19 protein-coding genes are annotated in these 14,879 nt (G+C 61.6%); 13 read left to right on the forward strand and 6 right to left on the reverse strand.

Features of this window, described 5'->3' with window-relative positions; all coding sequences use genetic code 11:
• Positions 1 to 148: 148 nt before the first annotated feature.
• The 5 genes from XI06_RS20470 (at position 149) to XI06_RS20490 (ending at position 5,631) form a co-directional block, all read left to right on the forward strand.
• A complete protein-coding gene (locus XI06_RS20470; RefSeq protein ID WP_237862874.1) occupies positions 149 to 1,258 on the forward strand; it encodes an AraC family transcriptional regulator in 1,110 nt (369 codons plus the stop codon).
• Between the two features lie 80 nt (positions 1,259 to 1,338).
• On the forward strand, positions 1,339 to 2,577 hold the full coding sequence (locus XI06_RS20475) for an acyltransferase family protein (protein WP_271606295.1): 1,239 nt from the start codon (positions 1,339 to 1,341) through the stop codon (positions 2,575 to 2,577).
• Between the two features lie 69 nt (positions 2,578 to 2,646).
• Positions 2,647 to 3,852: an LLM class flavin-dependent oxidoreductase gene (locus XI06_RS20480; protein WP_237872572.1), complete on the forward strand. Its 1,206-nt coding sequence runs from the start codon at positions 2,647 to 2,649 to the stop codon at positions 3,850 to 3,852.
• Positions 3,853 to 3,935: 83 nt separating this feature from the next.
• On the forward strand, positions 3,936 to 4,718 hold the full coding sequence (locus tag XI06_RS20485) for a helix-turn-helix transcriptional regulator (RefSeq protein WP_271606296.1): 783 nt from the start codon (positions 3,936 to 3,938) through the stop codon (positions 4,716 to 4,718).
• 202 nt (positions 4,719 to 4,920) lie between these two features.
• On the forward strand, positions 4,921 to 5,631 hold the full coding sequence (locus tag XI06_RS20490; RefSeq protein ID WP_271606297.1) for a hypothetical protein: 711 nt from the start codon (positions 4,921 to 4,923) through the stop codon (positions 5,629 to 5,631).
• A gap of 118 nt (positions 5,632 to 5,749) precedes the next feature.
• Here the strand turns inward: XI06_RS20490 and XI06_RS20495 are convergent, their stop codons facing one another.
• Together XI06_RS20495 and rpsU are read right to left on the reverse strand one after the other, a co-directional pair.
• Positions 5,750 to 5,986 carry a DUF6894 family protein gene (locus XI06_RS20495; protein WP_271606298.1) on the reverse strand — a complete coding sequence of 79 codons (237 nt, stop codon included), beginning with the start codon at positions 5,984 to 5,986 and terminating at the stop codon, positions 5,750 to 5,752.
• A 123-nt stretch (positions 5,987 to 6,109) separates the two neighbouring features.
• Positions 6,110 to 6,403, reverse strand: coding sequence for a 30S ribosomal protein S21 (gene rpsU, locus XI06_RS20500; RefSeq protein ID WP_237872568.1), 294 nt, complete (start codon positions 6,401 to 6,403; stop codon positions 6,110 to 6,112).
• 438 nt (positions 6,404 to 6,841) lie between these two features.
• Here rpsU and XI06_RS20505 point away from each other — a divergent pair, with 438 nt between their 5' ends.
• The 3 genes from XI06_RS20505 to XI06_RS20515 all read left to right on the forward strand — a co-directional run bounded on the left by XI06_RS20505 (position 6,842) and on the right by XI06_RS20515 (position 7,644).
• Positions 6,842 to 7,051, forward strand: coding sequence for a cold-shock protein (locus XI06_RS20505; RefSeq protein WP_237862867.1), 210 nt, complete (start codon positions 6,842 to 6,844; stop codon positions 7,049 to 7,051).
• A gap of 97 nt (positions 7,052 to 7,148) precedes the next feature.
• The gene (locus XI06_RS20510; protein WP_237862866.1) at positions 7,149 to 7,391 is read left to right on the forward strand and encodes a transcriptional regulator; all 243 of its coding nucleotides are present in this window, start codon (positions 7,149 to 7,151) and stop codon (positions 7,389 to 7,391) included.
• 37 nt (positions 7,392 to 7,428) lie between these two features.
• Positions 7,429 to 7,644 carry a hypothetical protein gene (locus XI06_RS20515; RefSeq protein WP_377803182.1) on the forward strand — a complete coding sequence of 72 codons (216 nt, stop codon included), beginning with the start codon at positions 7,429 to 7,431 and terminating at the stop codon, positions 7,642 to 7,644.
• Between the two features lie 39 nt (positions 7,645 to 7,683).
• On the opposite strand, the gene XI06_RS20520 is transcribed toward XI06_RS20515, so the two are convergent.
• The 3 genes from XI06_RS20520 to XI06_RS20530 all read right to left on the reverse strand — a co-directional run bounded on the left by XI06_RS20520 (position 7,684) and on the right by XI06_RS20530 (position 8,432).
• Positions 7,684 to 7,866, reverse strand: coding sequence for a hypothetical protein (locus XI06_RS20520; protein WP_237862864.1), 183 nt, complete (start codon positions 7,864 to 7,866; stop codon positions 7,684 to 7,686).
• A complete protein-coding gene (locus XI06_RS20525) occupies positions 7,863 to 8,108 on the reverse strand; it encodes a hypothetical protein (protein ID WP_237862863.1) in 246 nt (81 codons plus the stop codon). Before XI06_RS20525 ends, XI06_RS20520 begins: the two co-directional genes overlap by 4 nt.
• A 123-nt stretch (positions 8,109 to 8,231) precedes the next feature.
• Positions 8,232 to 8,432 (reverse strand): hypothetical protein, encoded by a 201-nt coding sequence (locus tag XI06_RS20530; protein ID WP_271606299.1) that lies wholly within the window; start codon positions 8,430 to 8,432, stop codon positions 8,232 to 8,234.
• Positions 8,433 to 8,956: 524 nt separating this feature from the next.
• Between XI06_RS20530 and XI06_RS20535 the strand changes: the two genes are divergently transcribed.
• The 4 genes from XI06_RS20535 to XI06_RS20550 all read left to right on the forward strand — a co-directional run bounded on the left by XI06_RS20535 (position 8,957) and on the right by XI06_RS20550 (position 12,375).
• Positions 8,957 to 9,130: a DUF3606 domain-containing protein gene (locus XI06_RS20535; protein WP_237862862.1), complete on the forward strand. Its 174-nt coding sequence runs from the start codon at positions 8,957 to 8,959 to the stop codon at positions 9,128 to 9,130.
• Positions 9,131 to 9,208: 78 nt separating this feature from the next.
• Entirely contained in the window at positions 9,209 to 10,015 is an 807-nt protein-coding gene (locus XI06_RS20540) for a transglutaminase-like domain-containing protein (protein WP_237862861.1), read from the forward strand.
• A 1,484-nt stretch (positions 10,016 to 11,499) separates the two neighbouring features.
• Entirely contained in the window at positions 11,500 to 11,700 is a 201-nt protein-coding gene (locus tag XI06_RS20545; protein ID WP_237862860.1) for a hypothetical protein, read from the forward strand.
• Between the two features lie 438 nt (positions 11,701 to 12,138).
• Complete coding sequence (locus XI06_RS20550) at positions 12,139 to 12,375, forward strand: hypothetical protein (protein WP_237872564.1); 237 nt, start codon at positions 12,139 to 12,141, stop codon at positions 12,373 to 12,375.
• Positions 12,376 to 12,385: 10 nt separating this feature from the next.
• Here XI06_RS20550 and XI06_RS20555 read toward each other — a convergent pair whose 3' ends face one another.
• Positions 12,386 to 13,441: a LacI family DNA-binding transcriptional regulator gene (locus tag XI06_RS20555; RefSeq protein ID WP_271606300.1), complete on the reverse strand. Its 1,056-nt coding sequence runs from the start codon at positions 13,439 to 13,441 to the stop codon at positions 12,386 to 12,388.
• Between the two features lie 148 nt (positions 13,442 to 13,589).
• Between XI06_RS20555 and XI06_RS20560 the strand changes: the two genes are divergently transcribed.
• On the forward strand, positions 13,590 to 14,831 hold the full coding sequence (locus XI06_RS20560) for an ABC transporter substrate-binding protein (RefSeq protein WP_237872560.1): 1,242 nt from the start codon (positions 13,590 to 13,592) through the stop codon (positions 14,829 to 14,831).
• Positions 14,832 to 14,879 lie beyond the last annotated feature (48 nt).

Raw genomic sequence — 14,879 nt, forward strand, 5'->3', positions numbered from 1 at the left:
TGATGCAGCAGGCCGGCTGACGCGTTGATCTGGATCAACCGTTCAAGTTGCGGATGTCGCAGTCGCCGCGACCGCAAGCGCAATTTTGGATTGTGCACGCGCGAAGGCGATGCGAAAATTGAGCTTCTGATGGAGACGGCAGGGTGTGATGGGGCTCACGGCCATCGATCTCGGGCTTCGCGGCGCGGCCAGCGGCGTGTTCCTGTTGATCATTCTTGCGGCGCTGCTGCGTCGGGCCACCAGCCAGCAGGCTTTGCTGGGCATGGCCATGTCGGCGGGCGGCGTGTTTTATGCCATCGCGACCGCTCCGTTCTTTCCCAAATCGTCATGGTGGTGGGTGTTGCCGATCATGTCGGCACAACCGGCCTTGTTCTGGCTATGGGCACGTGCGGCGTTTGACGACGATTTCGTGCTGAGGCGATGGCACGGCGCCATGTGGCTGGGCATCGTGGCCGTCGGCTTTGTGCTCACGCTGGGCTGGGCTTACTCGCCCGCTTTGGCCGGAGCGGGCGGCAGAGGCCTGGCGTTGGTCAATCTGGCGCTGGCGCTCGCGGCCGCGGTGCAGACCGTCAAGACCTGGCGTGCCGATCTGGTGGCGCGGCGCCGCCGGCTGCGGTTGGCGATGCTGGCGATCAATGTCGGGCTCATCGTGGTCTTCGCCGGTGCCGGCTTCGCCGCCATTCCCGTCGCTGTCCCCGGCGCGCCCGGCAGCCTTCCCACCGCGCTCGTCCTGTTCGTGGTGGCGATGATGGCCGGGGTAGGTACTCTCGCCACGCCGCCGGCCGTGCCCGCCAACGATGCCACGGCGGCCATCGCGTCCGGCGATGCGCGCGGCACCGATCGTGCTCCGACGGCTCGGGTCGTGGTTGACCCGATCCTGTTGCGGCGCCTCGACCACCTGATGAGCGTGGAGCGAACCTATCGGCAGGAAGGTCTCGCGATCGGGGCGCTGGCGGCCCGGTTAGAGGTTCCCGAGCATCGGCTGCGCCAGGCCATCAACGAGGGGCTGGGCTATCGGAACTTCAATGCGTTCCTCAACCGCTATCGCATCGAGGATGCCAGGCTGGCCCTCTCCGATGTGACGCAACGGGAGGTCCCGGTGCTGACCATCGCCATGGATGCGGGCTTCCAGTCGATCGGACCTTTCAACCGCGCCTTCAAGGCTGAGACCGGCGTCACACCGACCGAATTCCGGCGCGAGGCGCTGAGCCGGCCGGTCATCGCTGACATCGGCGAGCCGCAACGAGAAATCGGCTAGCCGATTCTTGGATCGGGCGAGAGAGACGTACCCCGGTTGGGCAGAGTGTACGAAAGCCCTGTCCAGCCAGCGAGAGCCCCATGTTACATGCGAGCGCCGTCACCTCCGCACCCGAACGGCTCCACGCGCTCGATGCGCTCAGGGGGATCGCGCTGCTGCTCGGCATTGTCCTGCACGCGACATTGTCGTTCGTGCCGGCCTCGCCCCGGTTCTGGCTGATCCAGGACACCCATCCAAGCCTCATGCTCAGCTTGCTGTCTTTCGCTATCCATGTGTTTCGGATGACGACGTTCTTCCTGATGGCCGGCTTCTTTGCCCGCATGAGCTTTCATCGCCGCGGCGCCTTCGGCTTCGTCACGGACCGGTTGCAGCGGATCGCCCTGCCGCTGGTGATCGGCTGGCCGCTGCTGTTCGTGCCGATCGCCCTGGTGATCACCTGGGCGGCGGACTTTCCGAATGGCGGTTCGATCCAATGGGCGTCCCGCTGGCTGCCGCCCTTGCCGAATTTCCGCCTGACCCATCTCTGGTTTCTCTATGTGCTGCTGCAGCTCTATGCCGCCATGCTGCTGCTGCGCGGCGCGATCGTCCGGCTCGATACGTCGGGCTCGCTGCGGGCGGTTGTTGATCGCCTCTTCGCTGGGATCATCCGCAATCCGCTGGCGCCGCTGGTTCTGGCGATCCCCATCGGCATCGCCTTCTGCCTCGATCCACGATGGGTCAATGTAATGGGTGTGCGGACGCCGGATCACTCGCTCATCACCAATGCGCAGGCCTGGATCGGCTTCGGCAGCGCCTTCGGCGTCGGCTGGCTGTTGCATCGGCAGATCGGTCTGCTGCGGATCCTCGAGCGGCGCTGGCTTGCGCATCTGCTGCTCGCGCTCTGCCTGATCCTGATCAGCTTCGTCTTGTCCGGCGTGATGTTGTCTGCTCCGGGTGCGCCAAAACTGCCCTACAGCTTCGCCACGCTCCGGCTGGCCTCCGCCATCCTCTATGCGCCCGCGATCTGGATAACGACCTTCGCGGCCCTCGGCCTTGCGCTCCGTTTCATGTCCGGCTTCAGCCCGACCCGGCGCTATCTCGCTGATGCCTCCTACTGGCTCTATCTGATCCATCTGCCGATCGTGATGGCATTGCAGGTCGCGCTGTCGCAGTTCGACTGGCCCGCTTTGGTCAAGTTCGCAATCATTCCCGTCGTCGCGATTCCGTTGATGCTCGCGACCTATCACCTGATGGTGCGCTTCACCTTCATCGGCGTGGCGCTGAATGGCCGCCGCGTGATGAGGCCCGTTCTCCCGCAAGGCGGAATTGCGACTGCGTAGACAGCGCCGCCTCACGCATTAAGATGCCCGCAACAAGAATAAGCGGGCAAGAAAACTGGGAGAGGCGTCATGAAGTTCGGCATCTTCTATGAGCTGCAACTGCCGCGGCCCTGGGTGGCCGGCGACGAGCTCGCCCTTTACCAGAACGCGCTCTCTCAGATGGAACTGGCCGATCGTCTCGGCTACGACCATGCCTGGGTGGTCGAGCATCACTTCCTTGAAGAATATTCGCACTCGCCTTCGCCGGAATCGTTTCTTGCCGCCGCGAGCCAGCGCACGAAAAACATCCGGCTCGGCCACGGTATCCTCCAGCTCACCACCAACCATCCGGCGCGCGTCGCCGAGCGCGTCGCGGTGCTCGACCTCTTGTCCAACGGCCGCTGCGAGTTCGGCATGGGCGAGAGCGCGTCCATCACCGAGCTCACGCCGTTTGGCCGCGATATGGAGACCAAGAAGGAAGTGTTCGAGGAGGCCGTTGCCGCGATCTTCCCGATGTTCAGGGATGCCGGCTCCGAACATCACGGCAAGTATTTCGATATCCCGTTGCGCAATGTCGTGCCGAAGCCCGTGCAGAAGCCGCATCCGCCGCTATGGATGGCCTGCTCGCAGCTGCCGACCATCGAGCGTGCCGGCCGCCACGGCTTTGGCGCGCTCGGCTTCCAGTTCGTCAGCGCCGATGCCGCGCATGCCTGGGTGCACGCTTACTACAACGCCATGACCAAGCGTCTCGCAAAGCTCGCTGACTACGAGATCAATCCGAACATGGCGCTAGTGTCGTTCTTCATGTGCGCCAAGACGGATGAAGAGGCGCGTGCGCGCGCCGACGGCGCCACCTTCTTCCAGTTCGCGCTGCGCTTCTACGGCGCCTCGCAGAACCGCCAGCGGCCGGCGCCCTACACCGTCAACATGTGGGACGAATACAACAAGTGGAAGCGCGAGAACCCTGAGGCGCAGGAGGCCGCGCTGCGCGGCGGCCTGATCGGCTCGCCCGAGACGATCCGCAGGAAGCTGAAGCGCTTCCAATCCTCGCATATCGACCAGGTCATTCTGCTCAATCAGGCCGGCAAGAACAGCCACGAGCACATCTGCGAATCGCTCGAGCTGTTCGGCCGCGAAGTGATGCCGGAGTTCCAGAACGACCCGGCCCAGGCCGAATGGAAGCAGGGCGTCATGAGCGGCGAGATCAAGTTGGAAGAGATCGACACCGAGGCCTTCACTGACCGCTACGGCAAGCTCGCGATCAATGTCGCGCCAGTGAAGGCGGCGGCAGGGTAGGGGGCGCACAATCGGGACGGCGCCTTCCGACGATCCCCCCTGGCTGCTATCTTCCGCCAAAAGAACTCTTGCGGAGGAACCCCATGCGGCCCCACACGATGGCCCAAACTCCTGCGGCAGGCGATGTCACGCCCGCGGTGCTCGCCATCGGTCGTCCCGACTTTCCAAGCATCCTGATCGACACGTTGCGAAGGCAGGCTGCCGTCGGTCATTGCATGGTGTTCGCGCTGACGCGCGCGGGTGCGGCGCGCTGCCTGCTCGATGCCGGCAATATCCCGACCGGCAGCGATCTCGGCGCCGCCTATGCCGGGCAATTTCACCAATCCGATCCCAACCGTGATGCGCTTTTCGAAGGCGAGGGCGGTGCACCGATCATGCTGCCGTCCTTCGCCCCGCGCATGTACGGCGCGCGCTACCGGAAAATCTTCTTCAACGATTCCGATATCGTCGACAAATGTGCCACCGCGATCTGGGCCGGCGACACCTGCTTCTACGTTAATTTCTATCGGATCACCGCCCAGGGGCGCTTTGCCGATGCCGAGCGTGCACGGCTGCAGGCCATCGCGCCTGTCATCGGCGCCAGCGTCGCCCGTCACTTCCAGCCGGCTGCAACGCCCGACCAGAATCTCGCCGCGTTGTTCGCGACACGCGCGCCGCTCGCCGCGCTGACACCGCGCGAGCAGGAGGTCTGCCGCCGCATACTCTCCGGCCTCAGCTCGGAGGCGATCTCGCAAGAGCTCGGCATCAGCCTGCATTCGACCCTGACCTATCGCAAGCGCGCCTATGAGCGGCTCGGCATCTCCTCGCAGAGCGAATTGTTCGGGATTGTATTGCGACTGCTGGCTGGGCCTGATCGCTTGAACTGAAATGGTAAGCGAAGTCCACGGCTCCCTGCTTCCGAAGGCAAAGTGGAAACCTGGTCCGCGCTCGCGAGCTTGAATTGTCCGGCTATCGGGATAGACCGGAATCGATTGGCCGAGCGCGAAATCGCGTCTGATCCGTTGCAGATATTTCCTGGTAACGCTACCGTTCACTCCGGTCAAACGCATAGGGCGAAGAGCCGAGGGAATGCCTACAGAAGTCGTCGGAGGACGGTTCTTTTGCAAAGCGTCCGGCGTCCGTCTGTCGGATTTCACCGCCGTCGATTGCGAGTTCAGTGGGTGCGTCGCCCGCCGTGGTGAGGGGGCGCCGCTTAACCTGTTTGAGCGGATAGACCTTGAGCGGGCTTCGCAGATGAATTGCTCGATATACGAGGGGGTGTTCCGTGACGTGTCTCTGCGAGGTCTCAAGCGACTCGGCGACGCCCCGCTATTTCTTTGGGGATGCGTTTTCGAGCGGGTTGTGCTTTCCGGTCGCATCAGTGCCGTGAAGATAAACGGAAGCCTGCTCTCGCATTCCAAGGCGACCACTGAAGAAAATCAACGACGTCGGGAAGCTCACGATCTCTTTGTGAAGGAATTCTATGCCACGTCCGACTGGGCGCTCGACATCGCTCAGGCCGAATTTCCAGGTGGGATCAGCTTCGAAGCCATCCCGGGGGACAAGATAAAGCTCGATCCCGAGCGACACGTGTTGGTAACGCGGAACGCTCTGGCCGCATCGAACTGGCAGGCCCTGGACTTCGATGGCACCGCTCTGAATATCGGGCTGGGACGGTTCGAACGATCCTCGATGTTTGATAGTATCGTGCTCGCCGCGCGATCAGACCGGAAATGGTTTAAGCGTGACCTTGCGGTCCTTGCCCGTTTGCGAGACGCGGGCATAGCCAGCCTGGCATAGATCGCGGTCCTGGCCGCGGGCGATGTGGGAGTTCATGATCCTAGGCTTCGAAAAAGCCGGCCAATTCATGAGCAGTTTGCGTCGCCCGGGAACTGATCAGGCTGAAGCTCCGCCAGCCCTACTGTGTTGTTCTGTTGCCGCTGAAGATGAACGCCGCCTGAAACACGCTCCCGCTGTCGGTTCGCACCTCGACTGCAACGTCTTGACGTTCATCCAGGCTCGCGAGATCGCGCGCCAGGCCTGCCAGCGTCTCGGCTGCTTCTACCTCAGCTTCACGCTGAGTTGGAAACTCCAGCCCTTCCTCGTCGGGATAGAGCCCGGTGCTGTCCCTGATGTCGAAATAATAGCGCGTCACCGCATCACCCTTTGATGTGGTCCTGCTTTAACACGAGCGTCAACGGGGCGTTCCTGATCGAGGAGGGTGCCGCCAGGCTCAATCCGAGGCTGATAGGGACAGCGCATCTGTCGCTTCTCGCCCTTAGGAAATCAGAGCTTTCTGGGTGGCGGACGCCGAAGTCTGCGGAAGGGGTGGCTTGCGTTCGGGGAGCTTCTTCTTCGGAGGTGCCGGCAATAAGCCTTCCCTGATGGCCTGCTTACGGGCGAGCTTGCGGGCTCGCCGAATGGCTTCGGACTTCTCGCGCGTCTTTCGCTCGGAAGGCTTCTCATAGGCACGCCGCTGCTTCATTTCGCGGAAGACGCCTTCCCGCTGCATCTTCTTCTTCAGAACGCGAAGCGCCTGATCGACATTGTTGTCGCGAACAAGAACCTGCATTGAAACTCCTCGCTGGGCTGCGAAATGAGGTGATCCTGCACGCAGCCGATTGCGCAGGAGACTTGTTACAAATGGGAGAATGAGAGTGACCGCGGATGCCTTCGCCGGCCTCGAACGAGCAGGTTTGCACGTTACGGCGATGCGGTTCAGTGGCAACGACGAGACCACCCTCGCGCGGCCAAGTCAATCGATAAAGGCCTCTCGCGCGCGCCGGCGTTCTGCCTGGAACTAGGCCCGCGCAGCGTCAAAACCGCAGGATTGAAAACAAATTGGCTGCCTTCCTTGTAAAAGCGCAGATGATGTGTATATTGACGTCATTCGATTAGCCGCTGTGCCTTGTTGAACGTGCCCGCGGGCTCCTTTTCCAAAGACATCGACGAAGTTGAAACGTCCGCGTGATTGTCGCGCGGCGCGCGCGTGCGCGCTTTGGAGAAGAACATGACGACAGGTACCGTGAAGTGGTTTAACGGCCAAAAAGGCTTTGGATTCATCCAGCCGGACGATGGCAGCAACGATGTGTTCGTTCACATCAGCGCGGTCGAACGTGCTGGCCTTGCGGGCCTCGCCGAGGGCCAGAAGGTCAATTTCGAAGCCAAGACCGACAAGATGCGGGGCAAAGTCAGCGCAGAGAACCTCTCGCTGGCCTGATTTCGTAGCGCCGTTTCACGGATGTACTGAAACGGCCGTGGTACCCGCTCGATCCCTGGATTGAGCGGGTTTTGCCCATTGCATGACAGGGTGAAGGATGAGCGCCAGGAAATCGGCAGTACCGTCGCCCGAAGCAATTGCACGCTCCCAGCGTCAGCGTCTGGCCGCGGAAGAAGGTGTACGGGCGATCGCGGATGTCGAGCGCCAGGGCCTCGAGGTTCGCAAGAACATGGCGCGACTGCGCGAGTTGCGGCAGGCCAAGGAAGCCGCTGACGCCGCTGCAGCAGAAGCGATGCCGGCGCCGGCGCCCAAGAAGCGCGCAAGGAAGTCGCCAAAATAACCCGCTTCAATGACCGTCCCAAGCCGGAGTGCTGATCGTGCCCAGAGCCAAGTCGGACGGTGGTGGAACCATTACCTTTACTCTCGCGCACGGGGCGGCGCGACAGATATGCAGACTGACGACGACGTTTCAGACCGACAAGCAGGCCTTCAGCTATCTCCACAAATATCGCACGGAGTTCGAGCAGATCGCGCGGGCGCGCCTTGCTTCCGGAGAGCTTGAAGACGGGATCGTCGTTCTCTCGATGCTTTAGACCCGGACCAGGGTGACACGAGGCCATCTGCAGAAGAGGCTATTTCGAAGCATCCTTTGCGTGGGCTTCCCTTGCCAGACGCTCCGCCTTCAGGCGTTCGCGATTTTCCTGAAAGGATTGCTCCGCTTTCGCATAGTCGGTCTGTGGCTTGGCCTTGCTGGTCGCCTTGAATGATTTGTTGGCTTCCCGCACGTGGCGGGCATTCGCTTCGTTCCTGATCATTGTCCCTCCAGGAGCTCGAGTATCCTCCCCCTGAACGCCGGAATCCTCGCGACCTGCGCGCGGTAGGCTGAAATCGCCCTGTTGGCGAGCATGAGCTTCCTTCGCTCGCCCTTGCGCAGCTGCTGCTCGATCGAATTCAGAAGGATGTCCTCGGACTCCGCCGCTCCTCTCAACTCGCCGGACTTCTCAAGAAAGCTCCAGGCGATGTCGAACGACTCCTCGAGAGCGCTGACAAGTGTCATGGTTGTCAACTCCGCCGCATGACGCCCGTTCCCTACCCTCATGAGCAGGGATTCACAGCCCTGGGGCCGGTCTGCACCGACGGTCACGCCGGAAGCGGCTCTTTCTAACGCTAACACCTGAGTTCAAGATGGTGGCTGTAAGCCAGGCGACGTCAGCCACTTGTTGACCTCGCCGGCAACGTCAAGCTGCCGCGCTTTTTGCAAAAGCTCCGTGCGGCGAACGCCAGAGGGCATTTCCTTGGCCTGTTGGCGCAAACTGATCGCTTCTTGCGCCAGGCGGTATTCGAACGTGCTCGATTGCTCCGGAGATCGTCGAGTTGACATGCTCATGCTCCGCTGTAGGGGGTGAGCGGGAGCGCGACTTGCGTTCACATCGCCGATAGATGCTAAGGGGCCGCTCGATGGTCGTCGGACTGTGCGCTGTTATCAGCCGGATAGCGAGCGCTTTGTTTTGGTTCCAGCCAGGAACCATCCGCGATTGCTGCCGTGCCGGGTGAACGGGAATCCGAAGCGCGATCGCTCGCCGGTTGAACCTTGCGTCATCCCGTCAGACAAACCTACATCGGGATTTTACAATCTCCCTCCCGGGGCTGGAGAGCCGCCGCCTGCGCTTCATTTAAGCGGGCGGCGTTTTTGTTGCATGCGACCTTCCGGGGTTCTTCCGGTTGCCCTCCAATTCGTCCAAGGACGAGATAATTATCAAGGCAGTGGAACACGGGTTCCTTGAGAAGGTTGGCTTCGTGGCGACAGAATCTTCGCGAGCAGCGGGACAGTCACCATCGCGGCCGGAGCGGCGTAATGCCCGCTTGGTCGCGATCCGGTCTACTCCTTCATCGCGAGAGATTCACATGTACAGGCGCAAGCCGACATACTTCCGCAATTCGCTGGATTTGAGAGACAAAGTGCAGGTCAAGCTCCTGCGCAAGCGGCTCAAGCTATCGGATGAGCAGTTTATCAGCGTCGTTCGCAAGTCTGGCAGTTCGATCTCGGCCATCACCAAGGAAGCCTCTACCTTGAAGTGACGGCCGGAGGTCACCCTTGTCAGCGCGATCATCCACGCAGCCAATTCGAGTCGATGCAATCGGGGTCAGGCCAAAAGCATGAAGATCGGTGTTGGCTTCGAAATAATCTACGACTTCGAGCAGGTCACGCCGTTGATTGCCGTGGTCGGGATGCACTTTACCCGGGCATCCGACATCATTGTGCCGGATTACCTCACCACCGAGCCTGCCGTGCCGATCACGCCCTACCGCGATGGCTTCGGAAACTGGTGCAACCGGCTCGTTGCGCCCGCCGGTCGCATGCGCCTTGCTGCCGAAGGGACGGTGCGCGATAGCGGATTGCCCGACATGATCGCGCCGTCCGCCACGCAACACGCGGTGGAGGATCTTCCATCTGATACCATCGTCTATCTGCTCGGCAGCCGCTACTGCGAAACCGATCGGCTCTCCGACATCGCATGGAAGCTGTTCGAGCAAGTGGCGCCGGGTTGGCCACGGGTCCAGGCGATCTGCGATTTCGTGCATGATCGCATCGCGTTCGGCTACGAGCACGCGCGGCCCACCATGACCGCTTGGGAAGTATTCAACGAGCGCAAAGGCGTCTGCCGCGACTATGCGCATCTTGCGATCGCATTGTGCCGCTGCATGAACATTCCGGCGCGCTATTGCACCGGCTATCTCGGCGACATCGGCATCCCGCCGCCCCACGCTGTCGGGGATTTCGCAGGCTGGTTCGAAGCCTATCTCGGCGGTCGCTGGTACACTTTCGATCCACGCAACAACACTCCGCGAATCGGCCGTGTGCTGATTGCTCAGGGCCGCGATGCCGCAGATGTTCCGATTACCCAGACTTTCGGGCCCAACACACTCGTCAGCTTCAAGGTGTGGACGGATGAGCTTGCGTAAGGCGCGCACCTTGGACAATCGGCGAACCATCGGTTGAGATTGATCTCGCTTGCTGTCGAGAACGCTGCTAGACTGTTGGTATCACCGCGCGCTACGTGGCTGTTATCGGTGACTGAGAGCGTCGCGCTCCCGCCTTGACCCGATAAAAGGCGGTCAGATGTCAAATCCCGAAAAATCCGACATTCGTGAGTGGCCCGTACCACCGTTGCTGGTGCCCGTCTTCCCTGCGCTGCTGATTACGATCGCGGCCATTTTACAGCGGTAAGCTCGTTCGATCACCATGCGTCAAAATGCAGGCGCTGGAGCCAGTTCAAGCCAAGCGGGAGCCGAAGATGGCAAACACAGCAATCATCAGGGATGCTTACGGAGTTCCAGCAATCTTCGTTGGCTCGAAAACGGGCCGGGACGATGCGCCCTTTGTTTTCGTGAGGGTCGGAGGTGAGGAGCGCCGGATGCGTTGGTCCGAGTGGGATGCTCTTCCGGCTTGGACCGGCGAGCGTCCGTCCTGGGCCAGCAAGAGCAAATAGCGATGGGATATTCGGCATGAAGAAGGCTCGACCAGTCACTTGGACGGCAGCGCTGTTGCTCGCATCGGCAATCGGCGCATCGGCGTTAGCGGCTTCCGTCAAGGAGCCGAGTTGCCGAGCGATCGAGAGCACCAGTGCGCGCCTCTCCTGTTACGATGCGGCGTTTCCGCCAAAGACTGCGAAACCTGCCGAAAACGGCATCGCCGGGTCGTCGGGAGACAAGGATCCATTCCTTGCGGAAGAGGCCCGAACAGCTGCAAAGCTGAAGAATATTTGCCGCGGCTGCTGAGTCTCGTCGATCGCGCGGGCGAGCCCGATCGACTGCGCTCCAATTCAGAGGCCCGATTGAATGACGGAAGAAGATGCGGGAGGTCGCAGGGTGGTCCGCCAACGAAGGCGGGCCCTTCGCTTGGCCACCGCGACATTGGAGGACAAGGCAGACAGCTCGGCGAGTCCCAAGGAACGCCAGACACGAAAGCATCGCCTGCTTGACGGGCCTGCGGAGTTTAGAGCTGTCCGCGTCGATCGTTCAAACAAGACTTCAAGCAATGATGATTGACCGGACGTGGTCGCGGCAGACGGGTTGATTCGACACAGAGCTGTGATAGCGCATGCAATATCAGGGTATTGAATACACGGTCGTCCAGACGCTCAATCCATCGGGCTGGAAATGGTCGTTTGAGCGACATGGTCGATCCCCCAAAACAGGGATCGCCTTCAACCGAGCGGAGGCTATCGTCGCGGCTCAACGTGCGATCGGCCAATTGCTCAGGGCTCAGCGGGTCCGCGGCTAGCACTCGGCAATTCGCGCATGGTTCCTGCTCGGACCCAAACAATGCGCTCGCTATCCGGCAGGTAAAGGCGCATTGTCCCGCTACCACCGCGCCGCCCTTAGCATCTATCGGTGATGTGGACGCAAGTTGCGCTCCCGCTCAACCCCGCAGCGGAGCGTCAAATATGTCGGCTCATCGATCCCCAGGACAATCCTCGACATTCGAATATCGCCTCGCGCAAGAGGCGATCAATCTCCGCCTGCAGGCCAAGGGGATGCCGCTCGGCATTCGCCGCACGGAGCTCTTGCGAAAGGCCAGGCAGATCGATGTTGCTGGAGAGATCAACGAGTGGTTGACCTCGCCCGGACTTCGGGCGCCGTCCTAGATTTTGGACTGGTCCTTGCCCGAGGTGACGGACTTCAGCCCGCCGTGTCGAAGCCGACCTTTACCTGGTCAGGTGCGGTCTGCGTCTCATTTTTTGCAGCTTCAGGGAACGCGGCTGGAAGAGCGGCTTTAAGCTTGATCACCTTTTCGGATATCTAGGCGACTATCGGTGACTGAGCTTGTTGCTCCCGCCTCCAAGCCGCGGGACGTCCATGTGCAACGAGTGCGACCGAATCGACAACGAGATTGAACAGTTCCGCAGGTTGATAGCCCCGGGAATGGACTCGCTTAGCCTGGCGATGATCCGATGCGCCATCGAAATGCTCGAGGCTGATAAGGCGGCCGCGAAATGCGAGGGCAGCCCACCGAAGTGACGCTGCAACGAGTGGAGTCGGGCAACCAGGCTCATGCATGACGCGAGAGCCGCCTGGACCGGGCCATGAAGCAGAAGATGGACTCACCGTGTGTAGCGGCGCATAGTCGTGGCATGAAAACCTATTTCACGCCGCGGCTTCTGGAAGTCACCGTGATCCATCAGGAGCCTGCGCTATGGAAATGGCACGTCTCCGAGGCAAACGTCGAGTTGGCGCACGGGTATGCGACAAGCCAACAGGTAGCTCAGAGCAGCGGTGATCGCGCTCTGTTTGCGATACTTTCTGTAGCGCTTTCAAAATGACCGTTGGCAGCTAGGTGCTGCGAGTCGATGGTGGACACGTGCTGTCGCGCAATGCCAACTTCGCGGGAAGCTCGATATCCTTGCGTACCGCTGACTTCTCCGTCGTCATCAGTGCAATCAGCTCGGCGGCGGCGCTGGCGCCGAGCTCCCGGCGCGGCTGGACAATGGTGGTCAACGTCGGTTCGCAATAATCGGCATAGGGAATGCCATCAAAACCGACGACAGAAAGGTCGCGCGGGACCCGCAGTCCCTCCGCGTGCACGGTCTTGATCAGGCCGATCGCCATCTCGTCATTGGCGGCGAACAATGCGGTCGGACGGACCTCCGGGCTGAGCGCAAGCAGTGCGCGCCCGGCCTCGACACCGGTTCGAAACGTGAAATCGCCGGGCATGATCAAGCCGTCGACGGCAGCAATGCCGGCCTCTTTCAGGGCCTGCCTGTAACCTTCGAGGCGCTGTCGTTCCAGGATCGTCGATTGCGGTCCCGACAGATAGGCGATGCCGGTGTGCCCGAGTTTGATCAGATGCCGCACCGCCTCGCGCGCGGCACCGACATTGTCGATGCAAATCTGCGGGAAGCTCGCCCCGGGAATATACTCGCAGGCTCCCACCAGCGGCACGTGCGCATCGCGCAAGTCGCGGTCGCGACTCCGTATCACGTGACCGCACAGCAGCAGCACACCGTCGGCCTGACCGGCACACACCAGATCGACGTAGCGCGCCTCCTTCTCCGGCGGACCGGCCAGATTGGCAATGACGAGACCGTAACCGGCGGCCGACAGCGTATCGTCGATGCCCTGCAGAATCTCGGCGAAGAACGGATTGGCGATGTCGGGCACCGCCACGAGCACCACCATGGTCTTGCGGACGCGTAGATTCCTCGCCGAGATGTTCGGCGTATAGGACGTGTCGCGGACCGCGGCGAGCACGCGGTTGCGGGTATCCTCGCTCACGACCGCCGGCCGCGCCAGCGTCCGGCTCACTGTCGCAACAGAAACGCCCGCGAGCCGCGCAACATCGGCGATCTTCGCGGGCGGCCGACGTGTCTCCTTGGTGCGCTTGGCCATCTGCTGATCCAGATCTAGGCGGCTTGGACATGCTGTGCCATCGCCGCGCTTGCAAAATCCTGCGGTTGTGATACGATCATATGTAATCGATTACATAAGCCTGTAAAGGGTAATCGGCCCGCAAATGGGCCTACACGGGAGGGAAGTCATGAAGCGCACACTGCTTGCCGCGGTGGCTGTTGCCACGACGGCGCTTGTCTCGTTGCCTGCCAACGCCCAGGAGATGAAGGCGGAGGTGATCCACTGGTGGACCTCCGGCGGTGAGGCCGCCGCCGTGAAGGTGTTCGCCGACCAGTTCACCAAGGCAGGCGGCACCTGGATCGATAGCGCGGTCGCCGGCGCGGCGAACGCACGAAACGCAGCGATCACCCGCACCGTCTCCGGCAATCCGCCGACTGCCATGCAGCTCAACACCGGCAAGCAGTTCGACGAATTGGTGGAAGGCGACTTGCTCGCCGATGTCGATGCGATCGCCACCGAAGGCAACTGGAAAAATGTGATGCCGGCCGCGATCATTGCCGCCGCGACCCGCAACGGCAAGATGTATGCGGTGCCGATCAACATCCACGGCCAGAACTGGCTCTGGTACAACAAGGCGGTGCTCGCCTCCGTCGGCGCCGACGAGCCGAAGAGCTGGAACGACGCGCTTGCCGTTCTCGAGAAGCTCAAGGCCGACGGCAAGGTGATCCCGCTGGCCTTCTCGGGCCAGAAGAACTGGGAACAGAATCTGTTCAACGCGGTCATGATCGGTGTCGGCGGCGCGCAGATGTGGACCGGCATCCTTGGCAAGCGCGACGCGGCGCTGGCGCAGAGCGCCGAGTTCAAGACGGTCGCCGTCACCTACAAGAAGCTCAAGGACTATGTCGATCCCGGCGCGCCCGGCCGCAATTGGAATGACGCAACCAACATGGTCATCCAGGGCAAGGCCGGAATGCAGATCATGGGCGACTGGGCCAAGGGCGAGTTCGTCGCCGCCGGCAAGGTCCCCGAGAAGGATTACGGCTGCACCGTGCTATCCAATGGCAACGGCGGTTATGTGATGGGCGGCGATGTGTTCGTCTTCCCGAAGGCAAAGGATCCTGCCACCACCAAGGCGCAGATGACCCTGGCGAGGCTGATGCTGACGCCGGAGACGCAGATTCAGTTCGCGCTGAAGAAGGGCTCGATCCCGGTGCGGAGCGATGTCGACACGTCAGCCCTGGACGCTTGCGCCCAGAAGGGCATGCGCTATGTCGCAGACAAGGCCCAGCAAATGCCGTCCGGCGACATGTTGGCGCCGCCCTCTCTGACCGGTGCGCTGCAGGATGCCATCTCGCAATATTGGAACACCAATATGAGCGCCGATGAATTCTCCGCCAAGGTTGCTGCGGTGCTGAAATCCGCCGAGTGATGCATCGCAAGGGGCGGCCGGCACATGGTCGGCCGCCGCTCCCGGTCC

It is taken from the genome of Bradyrhizobium sp. CCBAU 11434, from assembly GCF_028128895.1.
Taxonomy (GTDB): Bacteria; Pseudomonadota; Alphaproteobacteria; order Rhizobiales; family Xanthobacteraceae; genus Bradyrhizobium; species Bradyrhizobium zhengyangense.

Excerpts from the sequence above, each read along its gene's own strand:
- XI06_RS20470 (WP_237862874.1), top strand. The coding sequence starts at position 149 with ATGGGGCTCACGGCCATCGATCTCGGGCTTCGCGGCGCGGCCAGCGGC.
- XI06_RS20475 (WP_271606295.1), top strand. The coding sequence starts at position 1,339 with ATGTTACATGCGAGCGCCGTCACCTCCGCACCCGAACGGCTCCACGCG.
- XI06_RS20480 (WP_237872572.1), top strand. The coding sequence starts at position 2,647 with ATGAAGTTCGGCATCTTCTATGAGCTGCAACTGCCGCGGCCCTGGGTG.
- XI06_RS20485 (WP_271606296.1), top strand. The coding sequence starts at position 3,936 with ATGCGGCCCCACACGATGGCCCAAACTCCTGCGGCAGGCGATGTCACG.
- XI06_RS20490 (WP_271606297.1), top strand. The coding sequence starts at position 4,921 with ATGCCTACAGAAGTCGTCGGAGGACGGTTCTTTTGCAAAGCGTCCGGC.
- rpsU (WP_237872568.1), bottom strand. The coding sequence starts at position 6,403 with ATGCAGGTTCTTGTTCGCGACAACAATGTCGATCAGGCGCTTCGCGTT.
- XI06_RS20505 (WP_237862867.1), top strand. The coding sequence starts at position 6,842 with ATGACGACAGGTACCGTGAAGTGGTTTAACGGCCAAAAAGGCTTTGGA.
- XI06_RS20510 (WP_237862866.1), top strand. The coding sequence starts at position 7,149 with ATGAGCGCCAGGAAATCGGCAGTACCGTCGCCCGAAGCAATTGCACGC.
- XI06_RS20520 (WP_237862864.1), bottom strand. The coding sequence starts at position 7,866 with ATGATCAGGAACGAAGCGAATGCCCGCCACGTGCGGGAAGCCAACAAA.
- XI06_RS20525 (WP_237862863.1), bottom strand. The coding sequence starts at position 8,108 with ATGACACTTGTCAGCGCTCTCGAGGAGTCGTTCGACATCGCCTGGAGC.
- XI06_RS20530 (WP_271606299.1), bottom strand. The coding sequence starts at position 8,432 with ATGTCAACTCGACGATCTCCGGAGCAATCGAGCACGTTCGAATACCGC.
- XI06_RS20535 (WP_237862862.1), top strand. The coding sequence starts at position 8,957 with ATGTACAGGCGCAAGCCGACATACTTCCGCAATTCGCTGGATTTGAGA.
- XI06_RS20540 (WP_237862861.1), top strand. The coding sequence starts at position 9,209 with ATGAAGATCGGTGTTGGCTTCGAAATAATCTACGACTTCGAGCAGGTC.
- XI06_RS20545 (WP_237862860.1), top strand. The coding sequence starts at position 11,500 with ATGTCGGCTCATCGATCCCCAGGACAATCCTCGACATTCGAATATCGC.
- XI06_RS20550 (WP_237872564.1), top strand. The coding sequence starts at position 12,139 with ATGAAGCAGAAGATGGACTCACCGTGTGTAGCGGCGCATAGTCGTGGC.
- XI06_RS20555 (WP_271606300.1), bottom strand. The coding sequence starts at position 13,441 with ATGGCCAAGCGCACCAAGGAGACACGTCGGCCGCCCGCGAAGATCGCC.
- XI06_RS20560 (WP_237872560.1), top strand. The coding sequence starts at position 13,590 with ATGAAGCGCACACTGCTTGCCGCGGTGGCTGTTGCCACGACGGCGCTT.